This is a genomic window from Micropruina sp. (assembly GCF_047602385.1).
Taxonomy (GTDB): Bacteria; Actinomycetota; Actinomycetes; order Propionibacteriales; family Propionibacteriaceae; genus Micropruina.
Window position 1 is genome coordinate 482,256 of sequence record NZ_JASGHL010000004.1, and the last position, 16,433, is coordinate 498,688.

Annotated in this window: 17 protein-coding genes and 3 pseudogenes; 10 read left to right on the forward strand and 10 right to left on the reverse strand. The window is 69.9% G+C overall.

Translation table 11 applies throughout. The features are described from left to right. Nucleotides 1-23 precede the first annotated feature (23 nt). Together QM711_RS15345 and QM711_RS15350 are read left to right on the forward strand one after the other, a co-directional pair. Entirely contained in the window at nt 24-941 is a 918-nt protein-coding gene (locus tag QM711_RS15345; protein ID WP_415100846.1) for an N-acetylglucosamine kinase, read from the forward strand. A 79-nt stretch (nt 942-1,020) separates the two neighbouring features. Next, nucleotides 1,021-1,371: a hypothetical protein gene (locus QM711_RS15350; protein ID WP_415100848.1), complete on the forward strand. Its 351-nt coding sequence runs from the start codon at nt 1,021-1,023 to the stop codon at nt 1,369-1,371. 16 nt (nt 1,372-1,387) lie between these two features. On the opposite strand, the gene purQ is transcribed toward QM711_RS15350, so the two are convergent. From purQ to QM711_RS15365, 3 genes and pseudogenes are all read right to left on the reverse strand, one after another. Then, a complete protein-coding gene (gene purQ, locus QM711_RS15355) occupies nt 1,388-2,068 on the reverse strand; it encodes a phosphoribosylformylglycinamidine synthase subunit PurQ (RefSeq protein WP_415100850.1) in 681 nt (226 codons plus the stop codon). After that, nucleotides 2,065-2,334: pseudogene (gene purS / locus QM711_RS15360) on the reverse strand (phosphoribosylformylglycinamidine synthase subunit PurS); the annotation flags it as partial. The gene purQ and the pseudogene purS, both read right to left, overlap by 4 nt. 57 nt (nt 2,335-2,391) lie before the next feature. Further along, entirely contained in the window at nt 2,392-3,162 is a 771-nt protein-coding gene (locus QM711_RS15365; protein ID WP_415100852.1) for a trans-aconitate 2-methyltransferase, read from the reverse strand. 160 nt (nt 3,163-3,322) lie between these two features. On the opposite strand from QM711_RS15365, the gene QM711_RS15370 reads away from it, so the two are divergent. From QM711_RS15370 to QM711_RS15380, 3 genes are all read left to right on the forward strand, one after another. After that, nucleotides 3,323-4,471 carry a glycosyltransferase gene (locus tag QM711_RS15370; RefSeq protein WP_415100854.1) on the forward strand — a complete coding sequence of 383 codons (1,149 nt, stop codon included), beginning with the start codon at nt 3,323-3,325 and terminating at the stop codon, nt 4,469-4,471. Nucleotides 4,472-4,863: 392 nt separating this feature from the next. Then, nucleotides 4,864-6,152, forward strand: a protein-coding gene (locus QM711_RS15375) for an IS3 family transposase (protein WP_415100856.1) whose coding sequence is annotated in 2 segments (ribosomal slippage) — nt 4,864-5,137 and nt 5,137-6,152 — 1,290 coding nt in all. Because the reading frame shifts where the segments join, the coding sequence is not laid out codon by codon here. Nucleotides 6,153-6,187: 35 nt separating this feature from the next. Next, nucleotides 6,188-6,379 (forward strand): helix-turn-helix domain-containing protein, encoded by a 192-nt coding sequence (locus tag QM711_RS15380; RefSeq protein WP_415100948.1) that lies wholly within the window; start codon nt 6,188-6,190, stop codon nt 6,377-6,379. Between the two features lie 88 nt (nt 6,380-6,467). Here the strand turns inward: QM711_RS15380 and QM711_RS15385 are convergent. The 5 genes and pseudogenes from QM711_RS15385 to QM711_RS15405 all read right to left on the reverse strand — a co-directional run. Further along, a pseudogene (locus QM711_RS15385) lies at nt 6,468-7,316 on the reverse strand (phosphoribosylaminoimidazolesuccinocarboxamide synthase); the annotation flags it as partial. A 75-nt stretch (nt 7,317-7,391) separates the two neighbouring features. After that, nucleotides 7,392-7,565 (reverse strand): 50S ribosomal protein L32, encoded by a 174-nt coding sequence (gene rpmF / locus QM711_RS15390; RefSeq protein ID WP_415100858.1) that lies wholly within the window; start codon nt 7,563-7,565, stop codon nt 7,392-7,394. Beyond that, nucleotides 7,565-8,665, reverse strand: a complete 1,101-nt coding sequence (locus tag QM711_RS15395; RefSeq protein WP_415100860.1) for a CobW family GTP-binding protein — start codon at nt 8,663-8,665, stop codon at nt 7,565-7,567. The genes rpmF and QM711_RS15395 overlap by 1 nt, the downstream gene beginning before the upstream one ends. After that, complete coding sequence (ykgO, locus tag QM711_RS15400; RefSeq protein ID WP_415100862.1) at nt 8,662-8,784, reverse strand: type B 50S ribosomal protein L36; 123 nt, start codon at nt 8,782-8,784, stop codon at nt 8,662-8,664. The genes QM711_RS15395 and ykgO overlap by 4 nt, the downstream gene beginning before the upstream one ends. After that, nucleotides 8,781-9,035, reverse strand: coding sequence for a type B 50S ribosomal protein L31 (locus QM711_RS15405; RefSeq protein ID WP_415100864.1), 255 nt, complete (start codon nt 9,033-9,035; stop codon nt 8,781-8,783). The genes ykgO and QM711_RS15405 overlap by 4 nt, the downstream gene beginning before the upstream one ends. 54 nt (nt 9,036-9,089) lie before the next feature. Here QM711_RS15405 and rpmB point away from each other — a divergent pair, with 54 nt between their 5' ends. From rpmB to rpsN, 3 genes are read left to right on the forward strand one after another with little or no spacing between them, the layout of a single operon-like run. Then, nucleotides 9,090-9,326 (forward strand): 50S ribosomal protein L28, encoded by a 237-nt coding sequence (gene rpmB, locus QM711_RS15410; RefSeq protein WP_415100866.1) that lies wholly within the window; start codon nt 9,090-9,092, stop codon nt 9,324-9,326. Further along, nucleotides 9,326-9,499 carry a 50S ribosomal protein L33 gene (rpmG, locus tag QM711_RS15415; RefSeq protein ID WP_415100868.1) on the forward strand — a complete coding sequence of 58 codons (174 nt, stop codon included), beginning with the start codon at nt 9,326-9,328 and terminating at the stop codon, nt 9,497-9,499. Before rpmB ends, rpmG begins: the two co-directional genes overlap by 1 nt. Next, a complete protein-coding gene (gene rpsN / locus QM711_RS15420; RefSeq protein ID WP_415100870.1) occupies nt 9,499-9,801 on the forward strand; it encodes a 30S ribosomal protein S14 in 303 nt (100 codons plus the stop codon). Before rpmG ends, rpsN begins: the two co-directional genes overlap by 1 nt. 245 nt (nt 9,802-10,046) lie before the next feature. Here the strand turns inward: rpsN and QM711_RS15425 are convergent, their stop codons facing one another. Then, complete coding sequence (locus tag QM711_RS15425; protein ID WP_415100872.1) at nt 10,047-10,247, reverse strand: RIO1 family regulatory kinase/ATPase; 201 nt, start codon at nt 10,245-10,247, stop codon at nt 10,047-10,049. Between the two features lie 106 nt (nt 10,248-10,353). Next, nucleotides 10,354-10,914 (reverse strand): annotated as a pseudogene (locus QM711_RS15430) (RIO1 family regulatory kinase/ATPase); the annotation flags it as partial. A 250-nt stretch (nt 10,915-11,164) separates the two neighbouring features. Here QM711_RS15430 and QM711_RS15435 point away from each other — a divergent pair. Next, nucleotides 11,165-15,019, forward strand: a complete 3,855-nt coding sequence (locus tag QM711_RS15435; RefSeq protein ID WP_415100874.1) for a Pls/PosA family non-ribosomal peptide synthetase — start codon at nt 11,165-11,167, stop codon at nt 15,017-15,019. Beyond that, entirely contained in the window at nt 15,019-16,299 is a 1,281-nt protein-coding gene (locus QM711_RS15440) for a M1 family metallopeptidase (protein WP_415100876.1), read from the forward strand. Before QM711_RS15435 ends, QM711_RS15440 begins: the two co-directional genes overlap by 1 nt. Nucleotides 16,300-16,433: the final 134 nt, after the last annotated feature.

A 16,433-nucleotide genomic window follows, 5' to 3' on the forward strand; every position in this document is an offset into this window, starting at 1 on the left:
CTCTCGGAAGGGCGGTGAGCATGGTGTCCGAATCGGCAGACGTGCTGGCCATCGACTGCGGCCGATCGGGCAGTTCCTGGAGCATCTCGGGGTCCGGCTTCGCCGCCGGTGCCGCACCCGGCGTCGACCCGGGCCGTCCGATCGAACCCCAGATCGCCGAGTTGGCGCGCGCCGCGCTGACCGAATCCGGACGGCGGCCCGGCACCCTGGCCTGCGCGTCCGCCGCACTGCGCCGGCCGGACGCCGCAGCCACCCTGGCCGACCTGCTCGACACCCCGATCACCCGGGTCCGGCTCGCCGACGACTCGGTCACCAAGTACCTGGGTGCCCTGGCCGACTCCGACGGCGTGCTGATCGCCTGCGGAACGGGCGTGGTCGCGCTGGCGGTCGGGGGCGCCGAGGTCGCCCGGGTGGACGGCTGGGGCTGGCTGATGGGCGATGCCGGATCTGCCTACTGGATCGGTCGCAACGCGCTCGAGGCGGCGATGCGCGGCTACGACGGACGCCGCCAGTCGACGGCACTGACCGAGCTGCTGCAGGACGACTTCGACGACATCGAGATCGCGCACCTGGAGTTGCAGGCCGACCCTGACCGGGTTGCGCGGGTCGCGTCCTACGCCGCCAAGGTGGACGAGGCCGCCCAGACCGACCCGGTGGCCCGCAGCATCCTGGACAAAGCGGCCGCCCATCTGGCCGAAGCGGTGGTCGCCGCCGCACACCGGGTGGGGTTGGGCCGGCACGAGGCGCCCAGGGTGTGCGCGGTCGGCGGCACCTTCGAATCCGGCCGGATCCGGGAGCGGTTCGTCGCCTACCTGGCGATGACCTGGCCCGGATTCGCGCTGACCCCACCGCTGGGCGACCGGCTGCACGGGACGCAACGGCTGGCTGTGCTCGACGGCGGACCCCTGGCGTCCCTGGTCGTCACCGCCAGTCGAAACTGAGCGCACGCCCTGCATCACCGGCCCGTCGACGGACTCCGTCAGGTGGCAGCGAGCGCTGCCGGCGAGAAGGAGGTCCACGATGACCAATCCAGGATTCATGGCCAGCCAGGCTGCTCAACAGGCGAGCCAGGCGAACTGGGCCGCTCAACAGGCAGCTCAGCAGGCCTCCCAGAACGCGATCCGTTCGGCGCAGCTGGCGCATGAGAACTCGCGCCGGATGGCGTTGGCCGCCGGCGAGCACTCCCGCCTCGCCGCCGCGCGCGCCCAGGGCGGGCGTCCGGCGTCCGGAGGTGGGATCCTCGCGCGTCTGATCGGTTTCCTGATCGGACTCACCGTGCTGGCCGGCGTGGTCATCGTCGGCTGGCTGGTGCTGGGCGGCGACCCGCACGCGCTGCGCGCGATCCTCAACTGGCTGCGCCGGACGTTCTGATTCGGCGCCGTCGCCGTCAGCCGACGACGGCGGCCAGGAACCGGTCGAGCGAGGCGAAGAAGCCGCGACCGTCCAGGCTGGGCGAGGTGAGCTCTTCCATGTTGTGCTCGGGGTGCGGCATCAGGCCGACGACATTGCCGCGGGCGTTGGTGATACCGGCGATGTCGTTCAGCGAACCGTTCGGGTTGTCGTCCAGGTAGCGGAAGACGACCTGGTTCTCACCCTCGAGCCGGGCGATGGTGTCGGTGTCGGCGACGAAACCGCCCTCGCCGTTCTTCAGCACGATGGTGATCTCCTGGCCGGCATCGAACGCGCAGGTCCACACCGTGTCCGCCGACTCCACCCGCAGCTTCTGATCGCGGCAGACGAAGGTGCGGACGTCGTTGCGGATCAGCGCACCTGGCAACAGATGCGACTCGCACAGCACCTGGAAGCCGTTGCAGATGCCCAGCACCGGCAAGCCGGCGTTCGCGGCGCGGATCACCTCGGTCATCACCGGGCTGAACCGGGCGATGGCGCCGCAGCGCAGGTAATCGCCGTAAGAGAAGCCGCCGGGCAGGATGACCGCCTCGACGTCCTGCAGTGACTCGTGCGCGTGCCACAGCGCGACCGGTTCGTGACCGGCCAGCCGCACGGCGCGCTGCGCGTCGTGGTCGTCGAGCGAACCCGGGAAGGTGACGACGCCGATCCGGCTCACTGCTCGACCCGGACGTCGAATGCCTCGATCACGGTGTTGGCAAGCAGTTTCTCGGCCGCCTCTCGCACCTGCTCGAGGCGCTCGTCGGTGAGGTCACCCTCGACGTCCACCTCGAACCGCTTGCCCTGCCGGACGGTCAAGCCGTCGAACCCGAGCCGCTTCAGGGCTCCGGTGACGGCCTTGCCCTGGGGATCCAGGATCTCGGGCTTGGGCATCACATCCACGATCACGCGCGCCATGCCCGGCATCCTATCGGCGCTCGCGGCGGCGTCCCGACACTCTCACCGCCGGCGCTGATCCGTCGCCGAGCGCGAGTCGGCGAGTCAGGCCCGGTGGCCGACCGCGAAGGTGCGGGTGAACGCGAACAGGGTGCCGCCGGCGCCGCGTGGATATGCCTGCCGCAGCAAGGCTGCGTATTCAGCTTCGAAGTCGCTCGCCTCGTTCGGGTGAAGGGCTTGGAGTACCGGCCGCAGCCCGGTGCCGCGGACCCAGTCCAGTACCGGGTCGTCGCCGGGCAGGACGTGCAGGTAGCTGGTCTGCCAGACGTCGGCGAGCAGCCCGGCGTCCAGCAGCAGCCGGGCGTACTGCTCGGGCGAGGCGACGGCGTCGCCATGCCGGAGCACACCGTCCAGTCGCTGCCGCCAGCGGGTCGACTCGGCCAGCTCGCGCATCAGGACGTGGGACGGCGCCCCGAAGTTGGCCGGCACCTGGAACGCCAGCCAGCCGTCCGCAGGCAGCGCTCGCGCCCACTCGCCGAGCAGTTCGCGGTGCCCAGGTACCCATTGCAGCGTCGCGTTGCTGACGATCAGATCGGGCCGGACGCGAGGGTGCCAGTCCTCGACCCGGCCGAGGGCGAAGCGCAACCGCTCGCCGGCCAAGGCGTTGGCCTCCCCGATCATCTCGGCCGACGAATCGATGCCGACGACCTCCGCCTCCGGCCAGCGTTGGGCGAGCGTGGCGGTCAGCGTGCCCGGCCCGCAGCCGAGGTCCACCACGAGCCGAGGCCGGTCGGCCCCGACCCGGGCCAGCAACTCATGGAACGGACGCGCCCGTTCGTCGGCGTAACGGACGTACTGGGCCGGATCCCACTGCATGGCGCCCCCCCTCGGGAGATGTCTCGACATCAAGATATCTCGGGTGGTTCGCCATGCCAATGCCTGGCCGGTAGCAGCGGCGTCGCCATGCCTGGACCCACTCGACCGACCAATCCGCCTCGGATGGTATCACCGCGATCCGAGCGGGCTCTTCACCCCCGTGCGCATTCTGTTCAGTTCCTCACCGCTCACCGGCCACCTGCTGCCGATGCTGCCGCTGGCGTCCGCGGCCCGGCGGGCGGGCCACGAGGTGATCATCGCCAGCGGAGCCGACCTGAGTTCCGAGACCGAGCGGCGCGGTTTCACCGCCTGGCCGGTCGGACCGACGATGGCCGAGATCGAAGAGTTCGGGCTCCCCCGCACGCCTGGGAGTGAGGCGTCCGAGCAGCAGGTGCTCTGGTCGAACGTGCAGCGCCTGTTCCTGAACCCGTCCACGGTCCGGGCTGAGCAGCTCGTCCGGCTGACCGAGGAAACCCCCGTGGACGTCGTCGTCCAGGAGCTGTACGAACTGGGTGCGAGCTACGTCCGGCCGACCACCGGACGGCGGCTGGTGCACGGTCTCGGCGCGGACTTTCCGGGCTTCGTCGACCTCGCCGTGCTCGGCCATGCCGAGATGGCCCGCAGCCTGGGCCGGCCGGACGTCTCCGAGCAGTATCTGGCGGCGCCGTACATCGATCCCTTTCCACCGGTCCTGCATCCGTCGGACCGGCCATGGCGCGACGTCCGTGCGCTGCGCCCCGAGGCCGGGGACGCGCCGGCCGGGGCGAGCCTGCCGGAGTCGTTCCGTCGACTGCCCCACCCGCGCACCGTCTATCTGACCTTGGGCACCGTGTACACCTCGGTCGAGGTTTGGCGCCGGCTACTCGAGGCAGTTGCCGATCTTCCGGTCAACATCCTCGCCACAACGGGTAACACGGTGGATCCGGCCGAACTGGGCACGCTGCCGGCCAATGTGGCGGTCGAGCGGTTCGTGCCCCAGGCGCTGGTGCTGCCGAACTGCTCAGCGGTGATCTGCCACGCCGGCGCGGGCACCGTGCTCGGCGCGCTGGCGTTCGGGCTGCCGCTGCTGCTGCTGCCGATGGGCGCCGATCAGTTCGGCAACGCCACCGCGGTTGCAGCGGCCGGTGCCGGCCTCGTTCTCGACCCGGAGTCGGCTACCCCGGAGGCCATCCGCTCCACGCTCGGGAGGCTCCTCGACACCGACTCCTTCCGGCCGGCCGCGCAGGCGGTGGCCGAGTCGATCGCCGCGCTGCCGACCGCGGACGCCGTCCTCGCCGAGGTGCTGAGCGGGATTCCGGCGACCGTCTGAGAAGTGCCGATCATCGCTGGTGAAGCTTCGCCGAGAACCCCCTGGCAACGGGTTTCGACGTAGAGGATGTAAGTGCCTCCCGGCAAGGGGGCGTGTGACCCTGGTTTCGACTGGCGTGCCCTGGGTAGGGGCCTGTCTTTGATCTGATCCGTCCACGACTGCCTGCCGGTGGGGTGACCGACGAGAGCGCCGGTCGAAGGCCATGCATGACTTCATATGAGCCTGGACAGCCTCATCAACGTCTTGTCTGCTCGGCCTTCGACCGGCGTGCCCACTGCGAGGAAGGCACACCACCATCATGACAACAACATCTATCGAACGCGACGCCACAGCTACGGTTGAACCGACCCAGGTTTGGTGCCGCATCCTTTTGAGTTGATTGGATGTTCATCATGCCGAAGAAGATTGATGCTGCGTTGCGTGAGCGCGCTGTCCGGCTCGTGCGCGAGCACCGGGCCGAGTACCCCTCGAACGCGAAGGCCATCGCGGCCGTCGCCCGCCAGGAAGGCGTCGGGGCGGAGTCGCTGCGGCGGTGGGTGGTGCAGGCCGATATCGACGCCGGTGACCGGGACGGGCAGACCAGCGAGGAACATGCCGAGATCCGCCGCCTCAAGTCGGAGAATCGGAAGCTGCGCGAGGACGTGGCGATCTTGAAAGCGGCGACGACTTTCTTCGTGGGGGAACTCGACCCCCGCAACCGTTGATCATGGGTTTCATCGATCGGACGAGGGCCGAGGGGCACGCGGTCGAGTCGATCATCCGCGTTCTGCGAGAGCAGGGCGTGAAGGTCGCCGCGCGCACCTATCGGGCGTGGCGGCAAGGCCGCATATCGATCCGGACCGTCACCGACGCGCAGGTCGTCGACGCCGTCCGTGACGCGACCTGGACCACGGTCATCGATGCCGAGGGGGTGGAGCGTCGGAAGATGACGCCGGAGGGCCTGTATGGGCGCAAGAAGATGACCGCGTTCATCCGACGCACCGCGATCGCTGACGCCTCACGCGGCGCCGTGGATCGTGCGATGCGGGCCCTGGGCCTGTCCGGGGTGACGCGTGCGAAGGCGATCCGCACGACGATCCAGGCGAAGGACGGGATCCGCGCCGGGGACTTGCTGAACCGGGACTTCACCGCCCCGCGGCCGGATCACACCTGGGTCACCGACTTCACATACGTCAGAACGTGGGCGGGCTGGGTGTATGTCGCGTTCATCCTCGACGTGTTCTCCCAACGCATCGTGGCCTGGCACGCGCAGACCACCAAGCACGTCGATCTGGTCATGATCCCGCTGCGAATGGCGCTGTGGGAACGCGACCGGCAAGGCCACCCTGTAGGCCCGAAGCAGCTCCGGCATCACAGCGATGCGGGCTCTCAATACACATCGATTGTGCTGACCGAGCACCTCGCGCTGGAGCAGATCGCACCGTCGATCGGATCGGTCGGCGACGCCTACGATAACGCCCTGATGGAGACGATCAACGGCCTCTACAAGGCCGAGTGCGTGCGTACGACGATCTTCCACGACGGCCCGTACAAGACCATCGCGGACGTCGAGTACGCGACCGCCGGCTGGGTCGACTGGTACAACAACCGCAGGCTTCACGGTAGCCTCGGAATGGTCAACCCCGACGAATACGAGGCGACCTACTACGCGGCCCTCACCAAAGAGCCGCAACCCGCATAGAAGCGGCAAAGAACCTGGGTCGGTTCACCTGGCACCTGCTCGTCCACCCCGCCCCCGCACCCCGCACCGACGACCTACGCCCACTACGACACCAGCGCGGACTCACCCTCGCCCAAGCCGCCACGCACCTCGGCACCAACCCCAGCCGCATCAGCGAACTCGAGCGCGGCACCCGCCCAAACACCACCCTCGCCAACGCCTACCGCGAATACCTCAACACCGCTTGACATCCATAGGAGCATCACCCTCAACCAGCGAAAACCCGCATCATCAGGGCTTCCCCGACTGAGCGGCGGCCCCAGGGACGAAGGTCTGCCCGGTGAGCTTCTCGTAGGCGTCGACGTATTTGGCCCGGGTGGCGGCGATCACATCCTCGGGCAGCGGCGGCGCCGGGGTATCCGAGGCCTTGTCCCAGCCGGATGCACCGGTCAGCCAGTCCCGGACGAATTGCTTGTCGAAGGACGGCAGGGCCAGCCCTGGTTGCCAGAGTCCGGCGTCCCAGAACCGGGACGAGTCCGGGGTCAGCACCTCATCGGCCAGCACCACCGAGCCGTCGGCGCGGCGTCCGAACTCGAATTTGGTGTCGGCCAGGATGATGCCGCGGCCTCGAGCGATGCCCTCGGCGCGGGCGTAGATCGCCAGGGTCAGCTCCCGCAGCTGGTCGGCCAGCTCCTGGCCGTGCAGGTCGACGATGGTGGCGAAGTCGACGTTCTCGTCGTGCTCGCCGAGCGGCGCCTTGATCGCCGGGGTGAAGATCGGCTGCGGCAACCGGGAACCGTCCACCAGGCCGGGCGGCAACTCGATGCCGCAGACCGTGCCCGACGCCACATACTCGGCCCACCCGGAGCCGGTGAGATAGCCGCGCGCCACACATTCGACCGGCACCATTTCCAGCCGCTCGGCGATCACTGCGCGCCCGCGCACCGCGTCCGGGACGTCCGTGCTCAGCACATGATTGCCGACGACGTCCGCAAGCTGTTCGAACCACCACAGCGACAACTGGTTGAGGATCGCGCCCTTGTCCGGAATCGGTGTCGAGAGCACCTGGTCGAAGGCGGAGATGTTGTCGGTGGCCACCATCAGCATCGTGCCGTCGGGCATTGCGTAGAGCCGGCGGACCTTCCCGGCATGGATCAGCGGTAGGTCCAGGTCGAAGTCAGTCACGGGCGTCAGTCTAGGGATCCCCGCGTGGTTGCCGGTCGAGCCTGTCGAGACCCCGGACGGTGGCGAGGCGATCGCTCAGTCCTCCGGTGGATCGATCAGGCCGCGCTGGTAGGCGCGCACCAGCCGGCGAGGCACCCGGTGCACCACGCCGCGGATGGTGATCGGGACCAGGTCGGGCGCCTCCGCCTTCCACCTTGAACGCCGATGCCGGGTGTTGCTGCGCGACAGCCGCCGCTTGGGAACAGCCATCAGGACGCCTCCTCGATCGCCAACTGCCGGACCGGACCGAGCCACGGCTCGAAGCCGTCCTCGAGCACCTCCCAGTACGGTCCCCGCTCGGCGAGCTCGAGATCGGTGAGCAGGCACGACCGGAAGGCCTCCGCCAGCAGTTCCCGCCCGCCGTCCACCCCGACCACGACGATCCTGGTCAGCGGCCCATGCTCGTCCCAGTGGTTGCACGGGCCGATGCTGAGCATGCCGCCGGCGCCGTCCCATTGACAGACCTGGGCCGGACGGCTGGGCAGCCAGAAGCAACCGCGCGACCGGCGGTGCCCGCTGCCGAGCACTTCGATGGTCTGCTGCAGGCGCAGCGGATGGAACGGCCGGTCAGAGCGGAAGTCGAGCACCCAGGCGGCTCGGTCCCGGGGTTGGGGCAGCGCGTCGCGGCGCACCACGGCTACCCACTCCTCGCTGTCGGCGAACCGGTGCAGGCCGTCCAGCAGCGCGGCGGAGTCGAGCTCGCCGGCACCGTCGGCGATCCGAACGCCTGGCCGGGCCAGGGTGCCGAGCAGGTCGCGGCCGGCGGCGTCCAGTCCCCCGATCGCGAGGACGACGTCGGCGTACTCGACCATCGCCGAGGCGGTCTCGGCGACTCCCGCGTCATCGTCGGCGCGCACCGGCAGGTCGCGATCGAGCAGCCGGTCCTGGCCGAGCAGGTCCTCGGCCAGCGTCTGGGCGTCCAAGGCCACGACGGCCGCCGAGATCCGCAGCTGCGGAACGCCGTCGCCGGCCAGGGCCACCGCGCGGCACACCTGGATCGGGTCGGCGGTGATCGGCAGGTGCGCGATGATCGCTCCCCAGCGTCCGGTCGCCGCGAGCCGTTGCAGCGTCGGCACCACGTCGTTGCGGATCGCACAGCTCACACAGGCGTGATCGACGTCTATCTCGACCTCTTCGAGAAGGCCGGTGATGTCCGAGACGGTGCGGGTGAGCACCTCACGCTCGGGATCGACCTCATGGCGCACGACCACCGCCGCCGGCAGATCCCACTGCAAGGCGATCGTGGCAGCCGCCATCGGCTCTTCGGCAATCCCGCTGACCAGGATCGCCGGAACTCGTACAGCCGTCATCCCTGCCTCGCCTTCATTCGGGGATTGCGCTTGTTGATGACGAAGGTCCGGCCGCGGCGGTGGACGATCTGGGCACCCGGGAGCTTCTTCAGCGCCCGCAACGAGTTGCGTACCTTCACCGTCGGGCCCCTGTCACCGGGTACCGACGCCGGAACCGTTCGACCCGGCCCTCGGTGTCGATGACCCGATCGCGTCCACTCCAGAACGGATGGCTGGCGACCGAGATGTCGACGTCGATCACCGGGTAGCGCCCGCCCTCGAAGTCGATCCACTCGCTCGAGGTCAGCGTCGATCCGGTACGGAACACGTAGCCGGCGCCGCGGTCGCGAAAGACGACCTGCTGGTAGCCGGGATGAATGTGCTTCTTCATCACGCTCCTGATAGCTTAATGATTGTCGTTCTCATTATGCCACAGGAGATCCGGATGTCACGAACCTGCCAGGTGACCGGGGCCACCCCCGGTTTCGGCAACAACGTCTCGCACTCGCACCGCCGCACCCGCCGGCGCTTCGACGTCAACGTGCAGCGCAAGCGGTACTGGGTGCCGAGCCTCGGCCGGTCGGTGGTGTTGACGGTGAGCGCCCGCGGGGTGAAGACGATCGACCGCCGGGGCATCGACGTGGTCGTCGCCGAACTGCTACGGCGCGGGGTGCGGCTCTGATGGCGTCCAAGAAGGGCAAGGAGATCCGGCCGATCGTGAAACTGAGGTCCACCGCGGGTACTGGCTACACCTACGTGACCAGGAAGAACCGGCGCAACGATCCCGAGCGGATGACGCTGCGCAAGTACGACCCGATCGTCCGGCGTCACGTCGAGTTCAAGGAGGCTCGCTGATGGCCAGCAAGGCGAAAATCGCCGCGAACGAACGCCGCCGGGCAACCGTGGCTCGCTACGCCGGCAAGCGCGCCGCGCTGCGCGAGCAGGCCCGGACGGCCGCGACCGCCGATGAGCGCCTGGCCGCTTACGCGGCGTTGTCCAAGCTCCCCCGCAATGCCAGCCCGACCCGCGTGCGCAACCGGGACAAGGTGGACGGACGCCCGCGCGGCTACCTGCGCAAGGCCGGCGTCAGCCGCGTCCGGTTCCGTGAGCTGGCCCACGGCGGATATCTCCCCGGGATCACCACCTCGTCCTGGTGAGCCCTCCCGCACCCCGGGGGACGGTTCTTTTCGTTCGATTTTCGAACGCCGGGGACGGTTCTCGGCGTAGCAATCTCGAACGCCGGGGACGGTTATTGGCACGCGATTCTCGAACAAAAAGAACCGTCCCCGAACATACGAGAATCGAACGAAAAGAACCGTCCCCGAACATACGAGAATCGAACGAAAAGAACCGTCCCCGGAGTGACGACCGGGCCTTGGCGGAGCACCGAGGGAGGCGGCGCTCACCAGGCGGCGGCGAGCACCTCGGCGAGCAACAGGTCGGCGTCCACCTTGAGGCCTTTGCGGACGAACCAGTCCGCCATGTTGCGGCAGTCCCGGTAAAGGAAGTCGATGCCGTTGGGGTTGCCGACCAGGTCGAGCACCTGCGGGACGTCGATCACCACCAGCTCGGGCTCGGGCCCGTCCAGGCCGTGCACCAGCACGTTGAACGGGCTGAGGTCGCCGTGGGCGAAGCTGCAGCCGTCCGAACCGGATCAGCGTCTCGACGACCTGAGCCCACAGCCAGCGCAGCTGGTCCGATGTCGGCGCGCACTGCGCCAGCCGGGGCGCGGCCGCGTCGCCTTCGGCGATGAACTCCATCAGGATCTCGCGGCCGTCCAGTTGCACCGGGTAGGGCACCCGGATGCCGGCGTCCCACAGCCGTTTCAGGGTGGCGAACTCGGCCTGCGCCCAGCGGGCGGCCTCGATCTCGCGACCGAAACCGGATTTCAGCCGGACGGCGCGGTTCTCGCGGCTGTCCCGGCCGCGGCGTCCCTCGGTGTAGCTGGACGCCCGATGGAACAGCCGGTTCTCGGCGGCGCGGTAGCGCTTGGCCGCGAGCAGGCAGGATTCGCCGTCGGGGACGGCGCGTTCGAGCAGGAAGACGTCCGCCTCCTTGCCCGTCTTGAGGATGCCGAACTCGGTGTCGATGGCAGCCTGCGACGTGACCAGCCAGGACGGCCGGGGTTTGGGTCCGCGGGACGACCGGTCGACCGAACGCCAGGTCGACCAGCGTTGATCCTCGCCGAGATCCTCGGACAAGGCGGTGTAGCGCAGCTCGCCCCAGTCGAAGCCAGCCTGCGGTTGAATCGATGATTGTGAAGATGACAACGGGTTTCTCCTGAGAGAGAGGCCCGTGAACGGCGAATGCCGGAAAGGTCAGATGGTGCGGGCCTCGATGGAATCGGACGCGAAGACGTCCAGAACAGTGACGGACATGACACGCCTCCCTTCCATCGAGCGGAATACGACCAGCGACCAAGGTACCCCACGGACCCGGCTCGCCGATAGCCCCCCAGCGTTCACCCGGCGTTCGTCCGATGGCGCGATAATGCACTCCCGAGAAGCCCGAGGAGGGTTTGTGAGCCTGCTACGCGGCAACCTGGCGCCACCGCCGCGCACCCTGGTGGACATCTTCCGCGAGACCGTCGCCGAGTGTGCGGACGCCGATGCCCTCGACAACGGCGCGACCCTGCTCACCTACGCCGAGTTCGCGGACGCCGCGGACGCCCTCGCCGACGAGTTGGCCGACCTGGGCATCGGCCCGGGCGACAAGGTCGGGGTGCGGATCGCGTCCGGCACCACCGAACTGTACGTGGCGATCATGGGCATCCTGCTGGCCGGCGCCGCCTATGTGCCGGTGGACGCCGACGACCCCGACGAGCGGGCGGCCACCGTGTTCACCGAGGCGGAGGTCCGGGCGGTGGTCGGCAACAACCTCGAGATCGACTCCCGGGGCCCGGCTCGGGCGGCCGTCGAGCGGGTCGATCCCGGCCCGGACGACGACGCCTGGGTGATCTTCACCTCCGGCTCGACCGGCAAGCCGAAGGGCGTCGCGGTCAGCCATCGCAACGCCGCCGCCTTCGTGGACGCCGAGGCCCGGCTCTTCCTCAGCTATGAGCCGCTAGGCGTCGGCGACCGGGTGATGGCCGGGCTGTCGGTGGCGTTCGACGCGTCGTGTGAGGAGATGTGGCTGGCCTGGCGTTACGGCGGCTGCCTGGTGCCGGCCCCCCGCTCGCTGGTCCGGTCCGGGATGGATCTGGGGCCGTGGCTGCAGGCCAACCGGCTGACCGTGGTCTCGACGGTGCCGACGCTGGTGTCGTTGTGGCCGGCCGAGGCGCTGCGCCGGGTGCGGCTGCTGATCCTGGGCGGCGAGGCCTGCCCGCCCGACCTGGGCGCCCGGCTGGTCGCTCCCGGCCGGGAGGTGTGGAACACCTACGGCCCGACCGAGGCCACCGTGGTCGCCTGTGGTGCCAGACTCACCGGTGAGCCGCCGATCCGGATCGGGCTGCCGCTGGACGGCTGGGACCTGGCGGTAATCGACCCGGCCGGCAATCCGGTGGGTCCGGGCGAGACCGGCGAGCTGATCATCGGCGGCGTCGGCCTGGCCCGCTACCTCGACCCGGTCAAGGACGCCGAGAAGTACGCGCCGCTGCCGTCGCTGGGCTGGCAGCGCGCCTACCGCTCCGGCGATCTGGTGGTGAACGACGAAGCCGGGCTGCTGTTCGTCGGTCGCGCCGACGACCAGGTCAAGGTCGGTGGACGCCGGATCGAGCTCGGCGAGATCGACAATGCGCTGCTCGACCTGCCGCTGGTCAGCGGGGCGGCTGCCGCGGTCCGGCGCACCACGTCCGGCAGCCAGCTGCTGGTCGGCTATCTGGCGGTCGAGGACGGCTTCGACGCGTCCGCCGCGCTCGCCTTACTGCGCGAACGGCTCCCGGCGCCGCTGGTGCCCCGCCTCGCCGTCGTCGGCGAGCTGCCCACCCGTACCTCGGGCAAGATCGACCGGGACGCCCTGCCCTGGCCGTTGCCGGACGCCGGGAGCGCCGGCCCCGAGCTGCACCTGGCCGGCACCAGGGCGATGGTCCGCGACCACTGGGAATCCGTGCTGGGCGCCCGGGTCACCTCGCTGGACGCCGACTTCTTCGACCTCGGCGGCGGCTCGTTGACCGCGGCCCAGATGGTGTCGCTGCTGCGCCGCACCCACCCCGAAGTGACCGTCGCCGACATCTACGACCACCCTCGGCTGGCGCCGCTCGCCGACCACCTGGACGAGATGGCGGCGCCGGCGTCCCAGCTGAACTCGAACGTCCGTCCGGTGCCCATCAAGACCCAGCGCGGTCAGCTCTGGGCGCTACTGCCGTTGCGGACCATTCCGGGTCTGCGTTGGACGATCTGGGCCGCCGCGGCGGCGAACCTGGCCCATGCCGCCGGTCTGAGCTGGCTACCGACGCTGTCGTGGTGGTGGATCCTGCTCGGTGCGGCACTGCTGATCGTCACTCCCGGACGGATGCTGGTGACCGCGCTCGGCGTCCGGGTCATCCTGGCCGGCATCGGCCCGGGCGAGTACCCGCGCGGCGGCAAGGTGCATCTGCGGCTGTGGCTGGCGCAACGGTTCGCCGACGAGATGGGCGTCGAGTCGATCGCCGGCGCGGTGCTGCTGCGCTGGTACGCCCGGCTGCTGGGTGCCCGGATCGCCCCGCACGTCGACCTGCACAGCGCGCCGCCGATCACCGGGCTGCTGCGGCTCGGCGAGGCCTGCTCGATCGAACCCGAGGTCGACTTGAGCGGTCACTGGCTGGACGGCGACCGGTTGATCATCGGCGCCATCCGGGTACGCAAGGGTGCCCGGATCGGCGCCCGGTCCACCCTGTGCGCCGGCGCGGACGTCGGTGCCGGCGCCGAGGTGGCCCCGGGTTCGTCGGTGTTCGGCGTGGTGGGCGAGGGCGAGTACTGGTCGGGTTCGCCGGCGGTGAAGGTCCGCGACCAGGCGCGCGGGCCCTGGCCGGAGCGTCCGGCCAACAACCCGGTCTGGCTGCTCGCCTACGCGGCAATGGGCGTGTTGATCGCTGTCCTGCCGTTGCTGGCGTCGCTGGCCGGGTTCGCGGTGCTGTGGCCGGCGCTGGCGGCGTCCGGCTCGGCGGGTGGCGCGTTGCTCGCGGTGCTGCCCTGGCTGCTGCCCGCGACGCTGGTCGGCTACCTGACTCTGGCCGTGCTGATCTGCGCACTGGTCCGGCTGCTCGGCCGCGGCCTGCTACCCGGCCACCACCCCGTCCAGTCCCGCAACTCGTGGCAGGCCTGGTCCACGATCCGCATTCTCGACGAGGCCCGCAGCTGGCTGTTCCCGATCTACTCCAGCTTCGTCACCCCGGCCTGGCTACGGGCGCTGGGTGCCACCATCGGCAAGGAGGTGGAGGCGTCCACGGTGCTGATGATCCCCAAGCTGGTCACCGTCGACGAGGGCGCCTTCCTGGCCGACGACACCCTCATCGGCGGCTACGAGTTGGGCGGCGGCTGGCTGCGGGTCGAGGAGGTCCGGGTCGGCAAACACGCTTTCGTCGGCAATTCCGGCATGGCGGCGCCGGGTCGCAAGGTGCCCAAGGGCGGCCTGGTCGCGGTGCTGTCGGCCGCACCCGCCCGGGCCCGGGCCAAGCGTGGGACGTCCTGGATCGGCTCGCCGCCGACCAAGCTGCGCCGCACCGCGGCGAGCGCCGACCAGTCCCGCACCTACGCCCCTGCGGTTCGGCTGAAGGTGGCGCGGGCGCTGGTCGACGTCTGCCGGCTGGTCGCGCCGCTGACCCTGGTGACCTTGACGGTGCTGTGTGTGGCCGCGTTGATCGGTCTCGCGCACGCCGGCTGGTGGCTGGCAGCGATCCTGTCGGGGGTGGTGCTGGGCGTCGGCGGGCTGCTGGCGGCGGCGTCCGCCACCGTGGCGAAATGGCTGCTGCTGGGCAAGCTGACGCCGTCCGACCATCCGCTGTGGAGTTCGCTGGTGTGGCGCAATGAGCTCGCCGACATGTTCGTCGAGATGCTGGCCGCGCCCTGGTTCGCGCATCCGACGATGGGGACGCCGGCGCTGAACGCCTGGTTCCGGTCGATGGGCGCCAAGGTCGGCCAGGGCGTGTGGTGCGAGACCTACTGGCTGCCCGAGGCCGACCTGATCGACCTGCGCGCCGGGGTCACCGTGAACGCCGGCTGCGTGGTGCAGACCCACTTGTTCCACGACCGGGTGCTGAGCATGGACACGGTCACCCTGCGGGCCGGCGCCACCCTCGGCCCGAACAGTGTGATCCTGCCGGCGGCGACCGTCGGCAGGCACGCTACGATCGGGCCGGTATCGCTGGTCATGCGCGGCGAATCGGTCCCTGACAAGACCCGATGGATCGGTAACCCGATCGCCCCGTGGCCGGCAGCCGAGCCGTCCACGGAGGAATGATGCCCGCAGCCGACCCGTACGTTCCCGGACACGGGAACCGCCGGTTCGCCGTCCGCACCTACGATCTGGCGCTCGACTACAAGATCGCCACCAACCATCTCAGCGGGCGCGCGGTGCTCGAGATCGAGGCCGCCGACACCCTCGATCAGGTCGCGCTCGACCTATATGGGCTCAGCGTCTCCCGGGTGCGGGTGGACGGCCGCCAGGCCCGGTACACCCACCGGGAGCGCAAGCTCCGGATCGCGCTGGCGACCAAGGCGAAGGCTGGTACCCGGCTGCGGCTCGAGGTCGAGTACGCCGGCAAGCCGCGTCCGATGCCGAGCGTGTTCGGTCCGGTCGGCTGGGAGGAGCTCACCGACGGCGTCCTGGTTGCCGCTCAGCCGTGCGGCGCGCCGTCCTGGTTCCCGTGCAACGACCGGCCTGACGACAAGGCCGGTTACCGGTTCGCGGTGACGGTGGCGGACGGGTACCGGGTGGTCGCCAACGGCGTCCTGGAGGGCCGGGCGAAGCGCGCCGGACGGACGACCTGGCAGTTCCGGCAGGACGAGCCGATGGCGCCGTACCTGGCGGTGCTGCACATCGGGCGCTATGTCGGCACCCAGGCCGGCGCGCGGGTCGAACTGGTGCATCCGCGCGGCATCGCGGTGGGTGCAGGGACGGCGTTCGCCCGCCAGGCCGACATGGTGGAGGTGTTCGACGAGTTGTTCGGGCCCTACCCGTTCGAGCGTTACACCGCCGTGATCGCCGCCGACGTGTTGGAGATTCCGCTGGAGGCGCAGACCCTGTCCACCTTCGGGGTGAACCATGTCGCCCCGGACTGGGAGAACGAACGCCTGGTGGCCCACGAACTTGCCCACCAATGGTTCGGCAACAGCCTGACCGCGGCCACCTGGGCCGACATCTGGCTGCACGAGGGGTTCGCCTGCTACAGCGAGTGGCTGTGGTCCGAGGCGTCCGGACGGCGCAGCGCGGCCGAGTGGGCGGCGGAACACCACCGCAGACTGGCGCTGCTGCCGCAGGATCTTGTGCTCGGCGCGCCCGGACGCGAGTTGATGTTCGACGACCGGGTCTACAAGCGGGGGGCACTCACCCTGCACGCCCTGCGCGGCGTCCTGGGCGAGGCGTTCTTCCCGATGCTCCGCGACTGGACGACGGCGAACCGCTGGTCGACGGTGACCACCCCGGCCTTCGTCGCGCACGCCCGGCGCTACACCGACGCCGATGTGGCGGGGCTGATCAACGCCTGGGTGTACGGCGCGGCGCTTCCGCCGCTGGGTTGAACCCCGGGTCGAGCGTCGGGTCCTCAGCTGACCTGGCCCACCGACCGCTCGCGGAAACCGGTCGGGCAGCGCCACTGGAGGTCGCGATCGGCGGACGCCTCGGAGATCGGGGCCCATTGCATCCGGACCACTGG

Excerpts from the sequence above, each read along its gene's own strand:
- QM711_RS15395 (WP_415100860.1), bottom strand. The coding sequence starts at position 8,665 with ATGACGGCTGTACGAGTTCCGGCGATCCTGGTCAGCGGGATTGCCGAA.
- QM711_RS15405 (WP_415100864.1), bottom strand. The coding sequence starts at position 9,035 with ATGAAGAAGCACATTCATCCCGGCTACCAGCAGGTCGTCTTTCGCGAC.
- QM711_RS15350 (WP_415100848.1), top strand. The coding sequence starts at position 1,021 with ATGACCAATCCAGGATTCATGGCCAGCCAGGCTGCTCAACAGGCGAGC.
- rpmG (WP_415100868.1), top strand. The coding sequence starts at position 9,326 with ATGGCGTCCAAGAAGGGCAAGGAGATCCGGCCGATCGTGAAACTGAGG.
- QM711_RS15440 (WP_415100876.1), top strand. The coding sequence starts at position 15,019 with ATGCCCGCAGCCGACCCGTACGTTCCCGGACACGGGAACCGCCGGTTC.
- rpmF (WP_415100858.1), bottom strand. The coding sequence starts at position 7,565 with ATGGCTGTTCCCAAGCGGCGGCTGTCGCGCAGCAACACCCGGCATCGG.
- rpmB (WP_415100866.1), top strand. The coding sequence starts at position 9,090 with ATGTCACGAACCTGCCAGGTGACCGGGGCCACCCCCGGTTTCGGCAAC.
- QM711_RS15365 (WP_415100852.1), bottom strand. The coding sequence starts at position 3,162 with ATGCAGTGGGATCCGGCCCAGTACGTCCGTTACGCCGACGAACGGGCG.
- rpsN (WP_415100870.1), top strand. The coding sequence starts at position 9,499 with ATGGCCAGCAAGGCGAAAATCGCCGCGAACGAACGCCGCCGGGCAACC.